The 15,473-nt window shown below is 42.8% G+C and carries 12 protein-coding genes and 1 pseudogene; 8 read left to right on the top strand and 5 right to left on the bottom strand.

From position 1 onward, the window contains the following. Positions 1-10 precede the first annotated feature (10 nt). Genes gmtX through gmtY form a run of 3 tightly spaced genes read right to left on the bottom strand, consistent with a single transcriptional unit; the run spans position 11 to position 6,492 of the window. Entirely contained in the window at positions 11-676 is a 666-nt protein-coding gene (gene gmtX, locus EIZ48_RS16720) for a gamma-mobile-trio protein GmtX (protein ID WP_160653739.1), read from the bottom strand. Next, entirely contained in the window at positions 669-4,988 is a 4,320-nt protein-coding gene (gmtZ, locus tag EIZ48_RS16715) for a gamma-mobile-trio integrase GmtZ (RefSeq protein WP_160653736.1), read from the bottom strand. The genes gmtX and gmtZ overlap by 8 nt, the downstream gene beginning before the upstream one ends. Before the next feature lie 10 nt (positions 4,989-4,998). Next, positions 4,999-6,492, bottom strand: a complete 1,494-nt coding sequence (gmtY, locus tag EIZ48_RS16710; protein WP_160653733.1) for a gamma-mobile-trio recombinase GmtY — start codon at positions 6,490-6,492, stop codon at positions 4,999-5,001. A 129-nt stretch (positions 6,493-6,621) separates the two neighbouring features. Between gmtY and EIZ48_RS16705 the strand changes: the two are divergent. Continuing rightward, a pseudogene (locus EIZ48_RS16705) lies at positions 6,622-7,116 on the top strand (SPFH domain-containing protein); the annotation flags it as partial. Further along, on the top strand, positions 7,113-7,565 hold the full coding sequence (locus EIZ48_RS16700; protein WP_160653730.1) for an NfeD family protein: 453 nt from the start codon (positions 7,113-7,115) through the stop codon (positions 7,563-7,565). The pseudogene EIZ48_RS16705 and the gene EIZ48_RS16700, both read left to right, overlap by 4 nt. Before the next feature lie 72 nt (positions 7,566-7,637). On the opposite strand, the gene EIZ48_RS16695 is transcribed toward EIZ48_RS16700, so the two are convergent. Then, positions 7,638-8,555, bottom strand: a complete 918-nt coding sequence (locus EIZ48_RS16695; protein ID WP_160653727.1) for a LysR family transcriptional regulator — start codon at positions 8,553-8,555, stop codon at positions 7,638-7,640. 114 nt (positions 8,556-8,669) lie between these two features. Between EIZ48_RS16695 and EIZ48_RS16690 the strand changes: the two genes are divergently transcribed. The 5 genes from EIZ48_RS16690 to EIZ48_RS16670 all read left to right on the top strand — a co-directional run bounded on the left by EIZ48_RS16690 (position 8,670) and on the right by EIZ48_RS16670 (position 13,511). Next, entirely contained in the window at positions 8,670-9,605 is a 936-nt protein-coding gene (locus EIZ48_RS16690; RefSeq protein ID WP_160653724.1) for an NADP-dependent oxidoreductase, read from the top strand. Positions 9,606-9,633: 28 nt separating this feature from the next. Next, positions 9,634-10,056: a VOC family protein gene (locus tag EIZ48_RS16685; protein WP_160653721.1), complete on the top strand. Its 423-nt coding sequence runs from the start codon at positions 9,634-9,636 to the stop codon at positions 10,054-10,056. 178 nt (positions 10,057-10,234) lie between these two features. Beyond that, positions 10,235-10,867, top strand: coding sequence for a class I SAM-dependent methyltransferase (locus EIZ48_RS16680; RefSeq protein WP_160653718.1), 633 nt, complete (start codon positions 10,235-10,237; stop codon positions 10,865-10,867). A 23-nt stretch (positions 10,868-10,890) separates the two neighbouring features. Next, positions 10,891-11,340 carry a GNAT family N-acetyltransferase gene (locus EIZ48_RS16675; RefSeq protein WP_160653714.1) on the top strand — a complete coding sequence of 150 codons (450 nt, stop codon included), beginning with the start codon at positions 10,891-10,893 and terminating at the stop codon, positions 11,338-11,340. Positions 11,341-11,966: 626 nt separating this feature from the next. Beyond that, the gene (locus EIZ48_RS16670; protein ID WP_160653711.1) at positions 11,967-13,511 is read left to right on the top strand and encodes a hypothetical protein; all 1,545 of its coding nucleotides are present in this window, start codon (positions 11,967-11,969) and stop codon (positions 13,509-13,511) included. 61 nt (positions 13,512-13,572) lie between these two features. Here the strand turns inward: EIZ48_RS16670 and gloA are convergent, their stop codons facing one another. After that, a complete protein-coding gene (gene gloA / locus EIZ48_RS16665; protein ID WP_160653709.1) occupies positions 13,573-13,959 on the bottom strand; it encodes a lactoylglutathione lyase in 387 nt (128 codons plus the stop codon). A 425-nt stretch (positions 13,960-14,384) separates the two neighbouring features. Between gloA and EIZ48_RS16660 the strand changes: the two genes are divergently transcribed. Next, complete coding sequence (locus tag EIZ48_RS16660; RefSeq protein WP_160653706.1) at positions 14,385-15,224, top strand: 2OG-Fe(II) oxygenase family protein; 840 nt, start codon at positions 14,385-14,387, stop codon at positions 15,222-15,224. Positions 15,225-15,473 lie beyond the last annotated feature (249 nt).

The following is a 15,473-nucleotide window of genomic DNA, read 5'->3' as shown; positions in this document are numbered from 1 at the left end:
TCGTTACCACCTAGTTCTGCGACACAGTAAGAATTTTCTCAATGGCACTAACAAAGCCCCTTGGAAGTAATCGGTGGTTGTTTTCATCCCGGACTTCCCCTGAATCCCCAATGCTTAGTCCTGCTCGTTTCAAGCTTTGCGGGTCAATAGCATCTTGAAGCGCCGCCAACTCTGCCGCATTTAAATTAGGTAAAGTGCTTGCACTCTTTGGGGTTGTGCCAGAGCCTCCAATTTGTAGAAGTGGCCCCGAATCTGACCTCATGGCACGCCGCAGCATGTCATTTTCTGTCTTCAATAATTTATTTTCACGGATAACTTCTTTGGCCATCCACCTGATATCAGGCTCAGTAATGCGTTCAACCCAAGATTTTGTTTTAACCTTTTCAGGAGCAATCGGCTTAGGGTAAGCTCTCGTATATGCATCTATCAATATCTGATAGCGTTCGCCGTTCTTGTTTCGTATCGCCTGAGCAGAGGGGCCTCCATTCGATTTAGAAAGATCACCAATTATTTCATATTTGAAGTCACGATTACCCTTGGAGATGTCTTCACATATATCCCTAACAATCTTCAAGCTCTGCTCTGAACGTTTGCTCTTGGTTTCGGATTTAAGCGCATCATACACGGCATCGAGTTCCTCAACACCTACACCCGGATGTAAGATTAGGTTATTCATTTTCTACGCCCCTTGTTAGTCGTTCGGCTTTCCGTGCAGCAGTTATTAACTGTTTAAAAGCAGTTCCTAGAGATTGTAGCGATTCCTCACTACCAGCGATAAGGTCATCTAAATGTAGTCTTCCTTCCATCAGTTGCTCCACCGCACCCCATCCATTCAATCGCTCAAGAAGCAGCTTTTGCATTTGATTGCCTACATAACGCTGCTGCTTCTCGCTCATAGCAAAAAGTCCCACTGGCAAGTTGTTGTTCATCAGCATCTTATCTAACAGTTGGCTACGTCGAGCAATCGCAGCAGAATCATTTCCTGATAGGAAAATATCGGCGTTTTCACACACCTCACCTAGCATCCTGAATTCGCTACATTCTTCTATTTCAACACTGACACTGCCATGCGGACGGTTTACAACCAAAGAAAGCCCATCACCATCGGTATTTTCAATTTGTTGATTCATCAACTCAGTACAATCATTCATGAGCCGAGCTATTGCAATCTGATCAGTGACTAATGTGTGAAGTCGAGTCTCTTCCATATCTAAAGCCTGGTGTACGCTTGATAGCGATAGTTCAATATCCTCAACGGGCAAAGATTCGCTGCGAGCGTTATACTGAGCGTTGTCCAACTCGTCTTCTTGCTCACGCAGCGAATCCATCTGAGACTGTGCGGCGACTTTACTGATGTTGATCTCTTGGAATTTGGTGATCAACCCCCCTATATAAGCTGGGCCTGTCACCAAAAATCGGCACTGAAAGCAATTTGATGCACCCAAAAAACCCGCTGGAACCGGTTGATAAATCTGTTTTTGTCCTTTGTTTCTTTCGAGGGGAGCACCACCTTCTTTGCACTGCGCTGCGGCTACAGGGCATAATCCCCAATCCATGAATCGTATCGAGGCTGTGGGCCAATTGTCTGATAACAGAGGGTTGCTTTCGCCTGACATAAAAATGAGCTCACCTTTAGCCTCCGCTATTTTTTTATCTATTATCAGTTGCTTGATTCGTTCTGGAGCTTTTGCCAATAGGCGTTTATACCCATCAGCCAACTCATCTCGAATATAAGATTGTCGAGCTTTAGCATAATAAATTGTCATTACGATATTGGCATGACCAACTAATTTTGCGACCACTCTTGGGTCTACTTTAGCATCGAAAATTAGCGCAGTGATTTGGCTAACCCTTGTACTATGTGGCGTGTAAACTGATGTATATTTTACAAATGCATCCCCAGAGCCAGTTTTAGTTGCAAGTGGAAAATGCTCATCTTGGATAGAATAGAGCAGTTTAGGAAGAGGCAATTTAAATGCACTTGTTGTACTCAGTGGTTGACTACCCACTGGATTATTTTTTCGAATCGCAGAATCTAATGGGTCACGAAAAAGAAAACATTGACGACCTCGCTTTAGCAAAATTTTATCGTCAATTTTGCGAGGATGTTTAATATCGGACCAGGCTGTTGGCTCTGTCAGTGGATTATATTTGCTTTGCCAGTCTCTTAATCGGATCAACCAGCGTGCAACGTCATCCGGCATATATGGAACAGAATAACCACCTTGTTTTGCACTTGTTTTATTTGTAGAAACCAGCATACCCACAGTGCCATTAGGTTCTTTGTGAAGTATGCCGCGGCCATCTAGTTGACCAGCCAGAGGATTGTCATTTAATTCCCATTTCAGTTCATTTCCATCTTCAACTAACTTGTAATCATCGGCTTCACCACTGTCAAGGTAAGTGACCTGAATTCCACGGAGAGGCAATGAAAATAGGACATACATGGCTATCGCTCTAACAGGAGACCAGATTTTGTATACTGTTACCTTTTCTCTTCCTGACCCATGTTTATAGCGTGAATCTTTCTTCCAGACGCAATTTGGATCGTTCCGGTCAATGAGAGATTCATCCACTTCAAACCAATCTTGGTTATAAAATGCTTGAGCATTGCCTAGCTGACCAAAGTTACGACACTTTATCTGGCTCTTTGACTTATCTGTAATAAACTCCGGAGCAAGATATTCTCGTGCTCTGTGCATGTACAGATAATCAAGTGGCGGCTTTACAGATTCTGTCGGCCTATCTCTTTCCTCGCCTGTGTATTTAGATAGCTGATAGGGATTCCGAAAGAGCGTCTCATCAATGGGGGTTTTTTCTCCGGTTTCAGGATCAACGTCAAAACAATATTTCTCAAACGCAGAGGAAAAAAAACTAACAATAATGTTGCTAGTTGCAGCGGTTCTCGAAGAAAGAGCAAGGGTTTCAATAAAATCATCTAACTCAGGTACCTGGTGCTTTTTATCAAAAAACGTGCATACCTCAGTAGGTAATGCATTACGCAGTATAAGAAATTCTAGAAACCTGCTTAATATACCTCTTTTGCTGTCAAGATTTTTTCCGCGCTTGGTCCAAGTCAATCCCAACTCACCCCAGTCTGAAAACCCCGCTTCAATAATCGAGTCAAACTTAGTCCGTTTGTACAGAATATCTTCCTTTCGCTGATATCCATCGATAAGACTAACTTTACTCTTAAGGTGCGAGTGTGTTTTCGCGTGTTTTTGATACTCAATCAACGTACTGATTTGATGTTTATGACAGTAGGCACGAACTTTTTTAACCCCCCAATATTCGAACCCTATGAACTCGGCATAACTCTTAACACCATAATACCTGGCAGGTTCTGCTGGTAATCGAGCGTCCAGAAAACGTTTCTCGTCATACAGTGCCTTTGTTTCAAGACCATGCTCTAAAGCCGCACTTTGGGCTGCCTCGATTGTCCGGTATAGATCTTTGGTTCTTGTGCCACAAAACTCAGGCCAATTCTGCCAATCCGATTTATAGGTCTCTTTTGGATTTTCAGGCAAACGAGGATCATGAATTGCAAATTTTGAGTAGGTTTTGTGGCTTAAATTGATATTAAGCCTTCGTGCCATTTTTTGCGCAGCCTCGGAAGCTTCATTAATCGTCGGATAATAACCGTCACTCTGACCCAAATAATGCTCCCACGTTCGCCACTCACAGAAATATGCGGACTCAGGGTTCGGAGGCAGTTTTTCATCAAGACGACATGCAAGTGCGTAATCAGCTTTAGTCAGGCGCTTAGAGGGTAGTATTTTAAGTGAAGCTTCTCTGGCAGCGCTCAGTGTTGAATAGCATAGCTTAATGTCAAATAAATAGTCAAAGCTCTGCCAACCCATATTATTGTATATAGTAGCCGGACTAGCTGGAAGTTTAGGGTTTTTAGCACGCAGGCTTTGATATAATTTTTTCAAGTTACCTTTACGCTCTTCTTCAGGAACGAGATGAAGCACCGCTTGTTTACATTCTTCATACGTTTCGTATAGGTTAATAACTGTCATATCAAACAGGCTGGGGTAACTCTGCCACCCCTTATTCTTGTATATACTAGCCGGACTAGCTGGAAGTTTAGGGTCTTTAGCACGCAGGCTTTTATACAATTTTTCCAGGTTATCTTTACGCTCTTCTTCAGGAACGAGATGAAGCACCGCTTGTTTACATTCTTCATACGTTTCGTATAGGTTAATAACTGTCATATCAAACAGGCTGGAGTAACTCTGCCACCCCTTATTCTTGTATGATTTAGCCGGGGTTGATGGAAGTTTAGAGTCTTTAGCACGCAGGCTTTGATACAATTTTTCTAGGCTACCTGTGCGCTCTTCTTCAGGAACGAGATGAAGCACCGCTTGTTTACATTCCTCGTAGGTTTCGTATAGTCTATATGGCGCATCAAACAGGCTGGGGTAACTTTGCCACCCCTTATTCTTGTATGATTCAGCCGGGGTTGATGGAAGTTTAGGGTTTTGAGCACGCAGGCTTTGATACAATTTTTCCAGGTTACCTTTACGATCTTCTTCAGGAACGAGATGAAGCACCGCTTGTTTACATTCTTCATACGTTTCGTATAGGTTAATAACTGTCATATCAAACAGGCTGGGGTAACCCTTCCAACCCACATTTTTGTACTGTTCATCCGGATGGGATGGAAGTCTAGGGTCTGTAGCACGTAGGCTTCGATACAACTTATACAGGCTACCTTCACGCTCTTCTTCAGGAACGAGGCTAAGCACCACTTGTTTACATTCTTTGTAGGTTTCGTATAGTTCAGGAGCTTCCACATCAAACAAGCTGGAGTAACTCTGCCACCCCTCATTTTTGTACTGAACCCCCGGACTGGATGGAAGTCTAGAGTCTTTAGCACGCAGGCTTTGATATAACTTATATAGGCTACCTGTACGCTCTTCTTCAGGAACGAGGCTAAGCACCGATTGTTTACATTCTTTATAGGTTTCATATAGTTCATTCATTTTAAGATCCCTATTTCAAAAATAATCCTAGCGGATCAACATCAATAAACATGTCAAACGCTTGGTCAGGTGCAACCAATCCTAGTGGTTGACCAGCTCCAGCAGGAGCCTTCAGTCTTTTAGACTTTACTTCCAACTCTTCACGAATCTCTTCATTCGATTTATTTTGGTACACTCGCTGAGATTCAACACTACGATGTGCGGCAACATTTTTTATAACTAGCGGATCTACTTCGGCATCTTTCAAATTCGATAGGGCAGTGTGTCTGTGTCCGTGGGGCGTTGTACCAAGCTTTTTTTTGGGCACGAGTCCAATTGCCCGTACCGCATTGTTGTGGGCATCTCTGTAAGCCCTACGGGAGGCTGGCTGACCATATTGATTTGTAAATGCAAATGGGTGATTTGGCTCACCTTTTTTCGGGGGAATGCGTTGGTGCTCTACGTAAAGATTCCAGAGAGCCATAAAATAGATACCAATGTGTGCGGGAAACCATTGAACAATCGTGTACCCCTTGTCATTGAGAGCTAAATTTTTAAAACCAGAGTGGTAGTTCTTTGGGTTTATATTGTCGTTACGAGGTCGTAAACCGCACTTTGCAAGATAATCCCGTCTTGTTTCATCTTCGTTGACTGGAGAAGGTGAATTGCTTGGATGATGCAACTTAACCAGTGCCGATTCTTGATTGGCAGGGTCTCGCATAATGTCACACATATAAAGATGGAAAGGTTCAGAGACACGACGCGCTCCAAAGTGTAACAACAACGTTATTAGTACATTGCGCAAATTTAGCCGTTCATGAATAGGGCTATTAGGACGCGCTCCAGGCAATTTAAACGCCTCACATAGATCCCATATTCTATCATCAGGAAACTTATATACGTCTTCGTCCTGCGTACCAAAATAATCATGATTCGAGACTCGAACTTCACGAGTAGTATCAGCTTCTTTAAAAGCTCTCTCACCATCGAACGTATAAGACAAAAATGCTCTTGAGACGCGGTTATGATATGCAGCATAAGCTACATATTTCTCTGCGCTCGTAGCTTTGCGCCATGGATTAATCAGAACTGCTTTAACATCTTCGTTATTTTCGATGGCCTTTCGGTTCGCCTTATCATACTGCCAATCGCTAAACTGGGTGATATACCTAATAATAGTTTCCACATTCTTTGAACGCCTAGCCTTCCAATACAACCCAGTAGGATCTTCTCCCTGCAGGTCTATAGTCCCAGTTTCCAAATCGTCTCTAAATTCCCGAAACATCGAAACTGGATCTTCAAAATCATTATGTCGATTAATCGTGTAACGCAAAAATAACCCAACTGCTCTAGCATTATCATTTAGCCACGTTATGGATTTTCTTTTATGTTGATACAGATATTGAGCATGTGAGGCCAACACACCTTCACCATCTATCATGATGACTGGCAGTACCGCATAACTGCTAGTGCCTGCTTTCTGCACTCGGATTTTAACGACAGATACAACCCGTATTGAACTCATGAATCCAGCCCTTTTGTTTGATTAACTAGATTATAGTTTATAGGGTTACATTGAAGAAAAGAGTGGCTGAAAAAGCATCAATAATACTGTTTTTGATTACTTTGATTACACCATCCATTACCGGTTACATTAGAAATTCGAGATGTACAGCCACCGGCTGATTTGACTGCGGCTATGAACGCACAGATGAAAGCCGAGCGTAACAAGCGTGCCGAAGTATTAGAAGCGGAAGGTGTTCGTCAGGCCGAGATCCTGCGCGCCGAAGGTCACAAGCAATCAGAAATCCTTCGTGCCGAAGGTGACAAGCAGGCCGCAATTCTTCAGGCTGAGGCACGTGAACGCGCAGCAGAAGCGGAAGCGCGTGCAACGGCTATGGTGTCGGATGCGATTGCTCAGGGTGATTTGCAGGCCGTGAACTACTTTATTGCCCAAGGCTATACCGATGCACTTAAGTCTATTGGCCAGGCAGAAAATGGTAAAATTATAATGTTACCACTAGAAGCAACAGGCTTGATGGGATCAGTAGCGGGTATTGCTGAACTACTTAACCAGTCCAATCAATCCCAATCTAAGCTATCTCCGTCAAAGCAAGCTGAGTCGACAAGCAAAGGAACAAATGCATGATAGCGCTTTTGGAGCAAGTGAACTTCTGGCATTGGATAGCATTTGGTTTGGTGCTATTACTGCTGGAGTTGCTGGGCACAGCCGGGTATCTGTTGTGGCTGGGCTTATCTGCGTTACTGGTTGGGGCGATACTGTCGGTGATACCGATGAGTTGGTCATTGCAGTGGCTAACTTTTGCAGTGTTCTCGTTGTTCTCTACCTGGCTTTGGTGGCGGTATCAGCACCAAAAGGATCGTGTTGACGATCAGGCAAGAACACTTAACCAGCGTACTGAGCAGGTGATTGGTCAAACGTGCGTGTTGGACCAGCCGCTTCCTGTATCACAAGGGCGCATTCGCCTGGGAGATACTTCATGGCTGGCTAAAACCGATAAGCCGCTTGAAGCGGGAACATTAGTTGAGGTCGTTGCTGTCGAAGGCATTACATTGGTTGTGCAGGCTAAGCAGTAAACGAAAAAGTAAAAGACTCAATTATTGAAGAGAGGGGCCGTGCTAGAGCACGGCCTTTTTTTTCGGCTCAAGCTAAGCCGCAGCCCCTTGCAGGAAGTCTTTTGACTGTACAATTCTTTCTATGACAGTTCTGAGCCAACGCAGGCTAGGTGAATGATCATCCCGACAGTGCCAGGCCATGGAAATTTTCACGGGGGGGATTTCTATCGGTACTGGCTTTATTGCCAGCGTGTCGATGGCATGGTACTCAGCCACAATAGAGTAGGGCATACTGCAGATAAGATGACTGGCATGCAGTAAGTTCAGTGCACCGGCAAAACTGTTTACTGTCATTGCAACTCGTCTGGTTTTATTTATCTCGGCAAGTCTCTCATCCAAAATACCTGTCGCGTCACCTGATAACGACACTAATAAATGATCGGCTTGAAGAAAACTATTCAGGGTTAAGTCGGAGCTCGCGAGCACGTGATTTGAATTCATAATACAGACGAAATGATTATCGAACATTTCTTTTGTTCTTATGTGCTTAGTCTCTCCATTGTAGTGATCAAACACTAAATCAACATCAGCATTTGATAATAGATCTTCACCATCGAGTTTATACGGAACGGTATGAATGGCGATATTCGGCGCTTCTTGTTCAATGATCTGGCGAAGTGCTGGCATAACTACCGCTGCGGTTCCGTCAGTTAATGCAATCCGAAATGTAGTGGTGGCTTCTCTGGCGTCAAACGTGTCTGGTGATATGGCATCGGAAATATTATGTAGAGGTTCGGTAACTTGCTGCCATAGCTTTAGGGCATACGGTGTTGGCCGAACGCCTCTGCCATGTTTTACAAACAAAGGATCTCGCCACTGATGGCGCATCCTGGCGACGGCATTTGATACGGATGGCTGAGTCATTGCTAAACGCTCTGCAGCAACGGTTATCGACTGTTCTTTCATTATCTGATCGAAAATAACCACAAGATTAAGATCTGTCTTCGCCATATCAATTACTCATCATTTTTATCAATGCAAATGATATTACTTATTAATTAGACGATATGAAAGAGAAGTTTAATACTGTTTCTAACCAATCAGTTGACCAGCAAAGGGAATAGTATGACGGCTCAACGTTCTATGAAGGCAATACAGATACATGAGTATGGTGGTCGACAAACATTGCGCCATGAGCAAATAGCCATACCTGACATTACGGAGGATGAAGTTCTTATTCAGGTGTTGAACACCAGTGTGAATCCGGTGGACTGGAAAGTACGAGACGGTCTGCTGGCTGATGCTGGAGTGCATCAATTGCCATTGACACTAGGCTGGGACATTGCCGGACGTATAGCCTGTGTAGGCAACAATGTGACAGGCCTGAATATCGGTGATGAAGTGTTCGCACTTGGTGATATCGGTCGTAACGGTGCATACGCTGAGTATATTGCCGTCGATGCCAAAGCGGTTGCCAGGAAACCACAAACGCTGACCTTCTCGCAGGCGGCAGCTGTACCTCTCACCGCTTTAACAGCGTGGCAGGCGGTCAAAGGCTTATCTTCTATCAATAAAAATGACGCCGTTCTGATTCATGGTGCCAGTGGCGGTGTTGGCAGTTTCGCCGTGCAATTTGCCAAATTAACGGGAGCAAGGGTAACGGCTATCGCCTCTGCTGCTAATCATGATTATTTGCTAAGCCTCGGGGCGGATGTGGTGGTTGATTACAACACGCCTGAATATCTTGGCAGTTTGGGTCAGTTTGATGTGGTGTTCGATATTGTTGATAACGATGCTGCCGGTATCTATGACAAAGTCAAAGAGGAGGGCAAATACATTACCACATTGAAGCAGCATGAGATTCCTTCCCGTTACTCTTTTTACCATCAACGGGTATTTGTCGTGCCTAGTGGCGAGCAGTTAACAGGTATTGGGTTGCTTATTGACCGCGGAGAAATACAGTTACCCGAAATTACTGAGTTATCCTTTGAACAAATACAGCAGGCACATGCATTGTCTGAAGCGGAACATGTTCGCGGAAAAATCGTAATTAACATTTAACGTTGAATGGAAATCGGAGGGAATTACTATGATACCGAATATAGATAGAGTGGATCATATACATGTTTTTGTTTCAGACCGTGATGCCAGCGTTAAATGGTATCGCAATGCACTGGGGTTTGAGCCGGTGAAGCGGCTTGAGGTGTGGGCAACAGATACAGGGCCGTTAACGGTAGCTGATGCTAATGAACAAGTGTGTATTGCATTGTTTAAACATGGAAAGCAGACGCAGGCTGAGAAACCTGAGTCAAATCATTCGACGGTGGCTATAGCCGTTGATGCCAAAGCATTTCTAGCCTGGGAGCAGCATTTGAACCAAATGTTAAATACAAAGCTGACCGTTTATGACTTAAAGCTGGCCTGGTCTGTATTTATTAATGACCCCGATGGAAACCCCTACGAGATCACCTGTTACGACTACGATGAATTAGCGCCTGTATATAGTGTTTAGCTTGGGTATACCTATGTTGGTAAATGTGGCATCTATTACAGATGGTAAGCATTGTTTTATGAAACAATTTGTTGCGTTCACTTTCTGTGAAACATATGTGTTAAACCATTCTATATGATGCCACTCAACGTTGCTTTTGTGTTTTTTTCACTGAAAGCAGGTTTACAAGGAGGTAAGTTTGGACCAACAAGCATATTGGGATGAGCAATTTGAGGACAATGGCTGTATCTGGGGAAATCAGCCCAGCGTTGCGACGGATATTGCGATATCTCTTTTTAAAGACAATAACGCGCAGAGTGTTTTAATTCCCGGTGCAGGCTATGGAAGAAACAGTAAAGCATTTACCTCTGACGGGTTTGATGTAACGGGTATTGAAATCTCCTCTTCTGCCTGCCAATTAGCAGAGGGCTATGATCCAACGATGACGCTGCTTAATTGCTCTTTTTTTGACGCCTCGTTGCCCGCTGAAGAATTTGATGCCGTTTTTTGTTTCGATGTCCTTCATCTGTTTCTTGAGGAAGAGCGTCGTCGATTTATTGCCAAATGTGCAGATCTTGTAAAGCCAAATGGCCTTATGTTTTTTACGGTTCTATCGGAAAATGATGATTATTTTGGAAGTGGGGGTGAAGTAGAGCCTGCCACCTTTGAAGTGAAACCGGGTAAATATATTCACTTTTTTACAGCGGGTGATTTAAGGGATAGCTTTCAACGGTACTGTACTCTTCAAGAGGGGCAATTTAAAGACAACGTCAAACATGCAAAACATGGCCTCAAAGAATATCAGGAACGATATATTTGTGTTCGAAAGTAAGTTGTTTATTCTAAAGAGGTGAAATGAAGTTTGTAGACTTAAAGAGTATAAATCTCGACAGATTAGTTGCCTTTTTAAACGAAAACGACATTAGGACGCATTTAATCAAACATGCGTTGTATGACACTCAAACTGCTCAAGAATGGGTAAATAGCAAGTTGGCGCTTGATGCATTGGAGGGGTGTTATGTTCGTGCAATCGAAGTCGATGGTTCATTAGCAGGCTGGTGTGGGATTCAACCCGATGACTCTGTTTATGAAATTGCTATTGTATTGCAGAAAAGCTGTTGGGGCATGGGTATTCCTGTATTCAGACAGTTATTGGAAACAGCCAAAAAGATGGGTCATAAAGAAGTCGTGCTTAACTTGCTGGACAGTAGGCCACAATATGAAAGCTTGCGTCGTCTGGCGAGTAAAGTCGAGACAAGGCATATTCATGGGGGCTGCTTTACGACGTATCACATTTTGTTGTGAGTCAATCCGCGGTGAGATGTCTTGAAAATGTTGCAAGGCATATCGCTGATTAACGTGTAGGTGATTTTATCTAAGTTAAATAGGCTCATTACATACTAGAGTATAAAAATGAACGGTATATAGCCAGAGTATATATCGTTTCTGCACTTCCTAAGCTATCTGGTCGACACTCCGAGTAAAGTATCGATAAGTGGCATGGTAAGGCTATGTGGGTGGTACTTACAGTTTTGTGTGTTTACATTAGCATCTAATGATGCTTGTATTAGTTGCTAAAAAAATAAATAAAGCAGGGTAATATCCTAACTATTTCCAAGGTGTTTGAGTTTTTGGTGGTTTGTATATTGTCAATGACTTGTGTTTTGGCTTTTTACCTCCGTATTCTGCAGGGTAAATATTGTTTGATATTCAATCTGTAGAGATTAATTTTGTTTACCATGATAACTTTAGTTAATGTGTTTGTTTTCTTTTTTTTGGTAAGTTTACATTTTATTCTGTTAGCTCATCGAACTTGAGATTTATCTCCTTCCCGTTTATAACTTTACATTCTCCAGCTTTTCAGGTTTTGGCAATGTTCAGCTTGGTTTAATTATATTTTGGTGAAATACCACTCTAACAAGAAATAGATAATGAAGAAAATAACAATAGCTTATATTGTAGTCATCCAAATGCTTTATAGTTTACCAGCATTAGGCCAATTGATACTCCCCGTGAACAAAGCATGCGATGAGCAGTTTATTAATGACATGGTGTCACTTAAGACAATTAAACCCTCTAATTATTATTACTATCACTACATTGCTAGTGGGGGATGTCAGGGTGTGGAATTAAGTGAAGATCGATTTGATAGGATTAATAAGCACTTTGCTAAGTTAGGCAATTTGGATGCGAAATGGGCGTTGGGTGAAGGTTATAAAGAATTGGTTAAAAACGCTCGATTGGGTTCTATTGCAGCTAAAGGAAAAATTGTACAAGCGAATACAGTGCAAGAAACACCACACTTTAGCCGTGATAAAGACCTTGATGCACTGCAGCTATCTGATGAGATAAAACAACGCTATGTCAGTGAGATATTGGAGCTAGCCGAAAAGGGCGATATTCGCGCACTTCGTACTGCTTTGGTGTACTACCTATGGACGCCGCTGTCTCTTTCTGGTTCGGATACTGATGCCATTAAGGCTACCAATAGACTGAAAAATGCGCAACGTTTGGTTAAGCGTTTTGGTGATCAATATGGATGGCTAAAAATGCTTTACAAAATCTGGCTTTTAGAAGCGAAAGATGTGGCTTGGTGTACTCAAAGCTTTGAGGGAAAGCAATATACATCGGGTTTCGAAAAAGATCTGGAAACATTTAGTAGGCCATTACTTTGTAGCAGCGTTTTTGACAAAAAATTATATGAGCAGATTCGGCTTATGGATGAAGTCAGTCGGATACGTGACTTTAAGGAGCAACTAGTTTCGTTAGATGCCAACTTTACCGGCAATATGCAGGCTAGGTTAAAGAAACTGAAGGAATGGGATAAGGCGGCTAATCACATTGCACTGCTGGCATACTTTAACGTTCCGTTAGCCAAGGAAATGTTGGCGTTTATGCTTACTTCCTTGCCTTATGAGCCAAATCAAAATCTTGCAGGTTTTTACTGGATAGATTTGGACCATGAACCTTCCCCTTTAATGCGGCTCATCAGTAGTGTGAATGGTAAAAATGGCTATAACATCAATAAAAAAATAACGGAGCAGGTTATACCAGAGATCTTGGCGAGCGAGAAACATTTTGGAATGAGTTACCTTTATCAAGGGAGGCTCGACGATTACTACAAGTTCACCTTAAAAAATGTGCTCCCTAAAGGAGATTTGCCAACATTATATAGTTTTTACTTAATGTTTAAATTCGAAGATAATACTCGTGCTTGGGCAATGATTAAAGCCCTGGAACAATACGATACCAATATGGCTAATCAGTTAGCTGCAGACTTCACTGTCAGCGGCCTTCACCAACCCGATAGGCTAGCTGTTGAAAAAGTAATGGCTGAAATCAAGCCTTATTTACCTGAAAGAAGTAAAGCCCACTACTCTCAGATAGATTGGCGTAGGGATATTAAACCATACTTGTTGTTACAGCTGTCATTGAGGATTGAACAAGGAATAAGTAACAATCAGAGAATTGAGTAAGGTATCTATCTCTGCTTATTGTGAAAATAAAACGCTAAAGGTGCTTATTAAACTCTATGGCTTATTTGCTAACTTGGATGAGTTCAATTTGATAGCCGTCAGGATCGGTGACGAATGCAATGTGGGTCGATCCACCTTTTACCGGGCCTGGTTCGCGAGTGACGTTGCCACCTTGCGCTTTGATCTTGTCACAGGCAGCATTAATATCGTCTACCCCTAGTGCCAGGTGACCAAAAGCATTCCCCATCTCATAATGGTTGGTATCCCAGTTATAGGTCAGCTCTATAGTGGTACCTTCCGGCTGATCCTTATAACCCACAAACACTAGCGTATATCGGTATTCAGTGTTTTCTGTTCTGTCTAAAACGCTCATACCTAGCACCTGGGTATAGAACTCGATAGATTGGTCCAGATTAGTAACGCGAATCATGGTGTGCAAGAATTTCATAATTAGCCCTTAATACGCTTTATCCTACTAGCTCATAGGCGTTGTAATTCGGCAGCGTCGTGAAGATGGATGATGATAAATCTGGCAGTGAAGATAACGCGATTAGTATTGAGCGTAAAATTATGGTTTTTTATCTTTTTAATAAGTTTAAGTTATCATCTGGTCAAGCTGATCCTCGAAGGAAAGGCTTAGTCTGTGTAAGTATCGCTGCGCAAACGGTTAGGCAATCGATTTTTGTTGACGTGTGTAAACTGTGTGTTTCCAAATTGCTTATGTTTCGAACTTGTTACAGACTGGTTTAGTCAATAAAATCCGCACTAATAATAACGATTTCATTGCTGATGAAGTGCCCTTAAGAGGGTAAGTAATGGGATCAATAACAAGTCTTCAGTCAAAACAACCAGTCAGCCAAAAGAAGAAGTACTATGAAATTGGAAGCAGTCGATTATACCGCCACGAACGCCGAAGAGTTATTTGTCGAGTCATTACGCAATACCGGTTTTGGTGTTCTGAAAAATCACCCGATCCAGCAAAAACTGGTCAGTTCAATTTATGAAAATTGGAATGAGTTCTTCAACAGTGAAGATAAAAATGATTTCCGGTTTAATGTTGAAACTCAAGATGGCTTTTTCCCATCAGAAGTGTCTGAAATTGCAAAGGGTCACACGAAAAAGGACATTAAAGAGTACTTCCACTATTACCCTTGGGGTCAATGTCCTGAGGCGCTGAAAGCCGAGCTTCAGAACTATTATGACGAAGCAAACAAACTAGCCGCTGAGTTGCTTTCATGGGTAGAGAAGCACTCGCCTGCTGATGTTTCTAAACTGTATTCTCAGCCTCTTTCAAGCATGATTGACGGTAGTTCCCAGACATTGCTACGTGTTCTGCATTACCCGCCGCTGAAAGGTGACGAAGAGCTGGGCGCTATCCGTGCCGGTGCCCATGAAGATATTAATCTGCTTACCGTGCTACCTGCAGCCAATGAACCTGGTTTGCAGGTTAAGAGCAAAGAAGGGGAGTGGCTGGATGTACCGTGCGACTTCGGTAACCTGATCATCAATATTGGTGACATGCTACAGGAAGCGTCTGGCGGTTATTTCCCGTCTACAACCCATCGTGTTGTCAACCCGGAGGGTACGGACAAGTCAAAGGCCCGTATCTCGCTTCCTTTGTTTTTGCATCCAAAACCAGAGGTTGTACTGTCTGAACGCCATACAGCAAATAGCTACCTCATGGAGCGCCTGAAAGAGCTGGGTGTGATTTAAAGCCTAAGCTTAATAGTTTATATAGCCAACGCCAGTCCTTCATGACTGGCGTTTTTGTATGTGTTCTGGAAACAGGAACTGTTACTTTATTTCATCCCTATTTCTTACTTATTTTTCTCATAGAATAAACCCCGTCAATAGATTGTGATTTGCGTTCGACTGAAATGAGTAACGAAGTCGTTTTTTGCTGTCTGTCCGTGATATCCGGTGAGAGACGAGTCGTTGTGAGTCAGTTTTAAAGTTTTTTTA

This window comes from Photobacterium alginatilyticum, from assembly GCF_009910675.1.
GTDB classification, from domain to species: domain Bacteria; phylum Pseudomonadota; class Gammaproteobacteria; order Enterobacterales; family Vibrionaceae; genus Photobacterium; species Photobacterium alginatilyticum.
The sequence above is the reverse complement of the archived record's forward strand: the minus strand, read 5'-3'. Positions and strand labels throughout refer to the sequence as shown.